This window comes from Lutibacter sp. HS1-25 (genome assembly GCF_004121075.1).
Lineage (GTDB): Bacteria > Bacteroidota > Bacteroidia > Flavobacteriales > Flavobacteriaceae > Lutibacter.
On the sequence record NZ_RHLN01000164.1, the window covers coordinates 1 to 2,900 of the forward strand.

3 protein-coding genes are annotated in these 2,900 nt (G+C 32.1%); all 3 read left to right on the plus strand.

The annotated features are described in order from the left end of the window. On the plus strand, positions 1 to 1,036 hold a 1,036-nt coding region (locus EC396_RS17785), incomplete at its 5' end, for an RHS repeat-associated core domain-containing protein (RefSeq protein WP_164975348.1). Between the two features lie 3 nt (positions 1,037 to 1,039). Next, entirely contained in the window at positions 1,040 to 1,711 is a 672-nt protein-coding gene (locus tag EC396_RS17790; RefSeq protein WP_129366962.1) for a hypothetical protein, read from the plus strand. Positions 1,712 to 2,162: 451 nt separating this feature from the next. Beyond that, the gene (locus tag EC396_RS17795) at positions 2,163 to 2,717 is read left to right on the plus strand and encodes a transposase (protein ID WP_129367237.1); all 555 of its coding nucleotides are present in this window, start codon (positions 2,163 to 2,165) and stop codon (positions 2,715 to 2,717) included. Positions 2,718 to 2,900: the final 183 nt, after the last annotated feature.

Consider the following 2,900-nt stretch of genomic DNA (forward strand, 5'->3'; position numbering starts at 1 on the left):
AACAGGTGAACTTAAAATTGTAGAAGAAAATAACTACTATCCTTTTGGTCTCAAACACAAGGGATACAATAATGTTATAAATGGTACTGCTCATCCTTATAAGTTTGGAGGAAAAGAATATAACGAAGAACTTGGTTTAGATTTGTATGATTATGGAGCAAGAATGTATGACCCTTCAATAGGAAGATGGCATGTTACAGATAATTTAAGCGAACTATATTTTAGTAATTCTACTTATGTGTATGCTTTAAATACTCCTATTCAAGCTACTGATCCTGATGGAAATATTGTTATATTCATAAATGGTATGCACGGAGGAAGTGGAGGAAAGGCCGAATATTGGAGGTCTTATCAGAAAGTTAACTATATGTCTGGGACAAAAAGTTTTGCAGGTTTTTCATGGCATACATATGGAACTTATATGAAAGAAACAGCAGCATTTGACACATCTGTAATGAATCGTTTTGGAGATAGTAACTCTATGTATTTAGATGGTTCTATGGGAGGTGCTTTAAATACTGTCCTTTCTACAAGAGGTTTAGTAACCTCTAACCTTAGTGCTAAAAACAGAGTTGATGCAGGTTACTCAAGGGGTAAAAAAGAAGCAAAAAGTATAATTGCGAATTTAACTAGAGACAAAACTTCTGGAGAAATCATAGAAACTATAAAAATAATAACTCATAGTATGGGAGGTGCTTACGGTAAAGGGTTTATTAAAGCATTGAAGGAGTATGTTAAAACACTACCTAAAGAACAACAATCACAAATAAAGTTTTCAGTCTATGATTTTGACCCTCACCAAGCTGGTTCTTTAACAGCAGATGGAGAAACCCCTACTTTTCAATTTAAACATCAAGGTTTTTGGAATATTTTGGGTTTGGGATGGTTAGCTAATCAGGATGAGAATGGTAAAGTAGATGTACAGACCAACACAGGTAATAGTACAGACCATTCAATAATGACTTTTTTTAACGATATTAGTAACATGTCAGAAGGTACATATAAGTGGGATGGAAAAAATTGGGTAAAACAATAGGCAATGAAAAGAAAACCCATATTGATAAGCATAATAATAGTTATTATATTTATAGCGTTTCTTTATTTTAAGTACATCTTCGGCTGGCTAGAATTTAGAAGTAATAATTACACATCAAAAGAATATAAATCAATTGTAAATGTTTCTGAAGAACAATATTCTAAAGACAGTTTAGACTTGGTGGTTACAATAAGAGATAAGATAAAAAATCATCAGCATCCATATTATAATTCTATTAAGGTAAATGGAAAATTAGAATATATTAATGATAGTTTGACTAAAATTTATATAGATAGCATTTTTTATAATCCTGATTTAAGTAAGTTAGTTTTTTTAGTTATAGTTGAAAATGAAAATCTAAAGCTATATAAAGGAGTGTCAAAAGACGAGGCTTATAGTTGGGAAAAATCAGGTAATTTGCCATACGAAGGAACACATTTTAATGGAAATAGTTTTATTGCAAAAAGAAATAGAGAGAGTGAAATTATAATAATTTCATCATTCTCTAGGAATTCATTTACAAACTCTAGGACTTATGAAGAAAGCTCAATAGCGTTAATGAATGACTGTTTAAATCATCGAGATAATAATAAAGCTACTTACAATGTTGATGATAAGCGTTTTTGGGATAGTGATATTTGGAGTAGTGATAACCCCGATGGCGCGGATATGTAACACGCAACGATAGCGCGGAAATGTTTCCCGATGGCGCGGATATGTCACTCACATCGATAGCGCGGAAATGTTTTCCGTGCCCGTAACGAGTAAGCAACTAATACTAATATAATATAAACCACTTTCTATAAATTAGGAGGTGGTTTTACTTTATTACTAACTGTACAATAGCATAAGATGTCACAGATTACAAATCTGCGCCAACGCACGTATAAAGATAGCGCGGAAATGTTTTCCGTGCCCGTCAACTAATACTAATATAATATAAACCACTTTCTATAAATTAGGAGGTGGTTTTACTTTATTACTAACTGTACAATAGCATAAGATGTCACAGATTACAAATCTGCGCCAACGCACGTATAATGATAGCGCGGAATTGCATTCCGTGCCCGTTACAATAAGTAGAATAATAATTTGAATTTTATATCTTGCAAATAAAAAGGAAAAGATGAGTACAAAATACAAGGCTACTATGCCAAATACTGCTTATTTTGTTACAATTACAACAGTAAGTTGGATAGACTTATTTACAAGATTAAATCAACGAAACTTATTAATAGAAGCTTTAAACTATTGCCAAAAAGAAAAAGGCTTAGAAATTTATGCTTATTGTATTATGCCTAGTCACCTTCATATGTTATGTAAAGCTAAAGACGATATATTACTTTCAAATATAATGCGTGATTTTAAAAAGTTTACTTCAAAAAAAATAATACAAACTATTATTGATAAACCTGAGAGCAGACGAGAATGGCTTCTAGATTCTTTCTCTAAAGCTTGTGAGCACTTAAAAAGAAAACAGCAATACAAAGTCTGGCAAGACGGATATCATGCAGAAATTGTAACATCAAATAAGTTTATAAAACAAAAAATAAATTACATTCATAACAACCCTGTAGTTGATAAAATTGTAGCCTTTCCTGAGGATTATTTATTTAGTTCTGCAAGAAATTATGCCGCTTTAGAAAACGAATTAGATGTTGTAGTACTCGATTTATTTTAAAATTGATAGTACTAAGATGTCATATATTGCAAATCTGCACCAGCGGATAATTAAGGTACTTGCACGGATTGCAAATCCGCGCTAACAGACACTTCGACTCCGCTCAGTGACCAGAATTTTCAATGGATTGTTCATGAGATTCTGAAACAAGTTCAGAATGACGTTAGAGTTTATGGTTGGTGA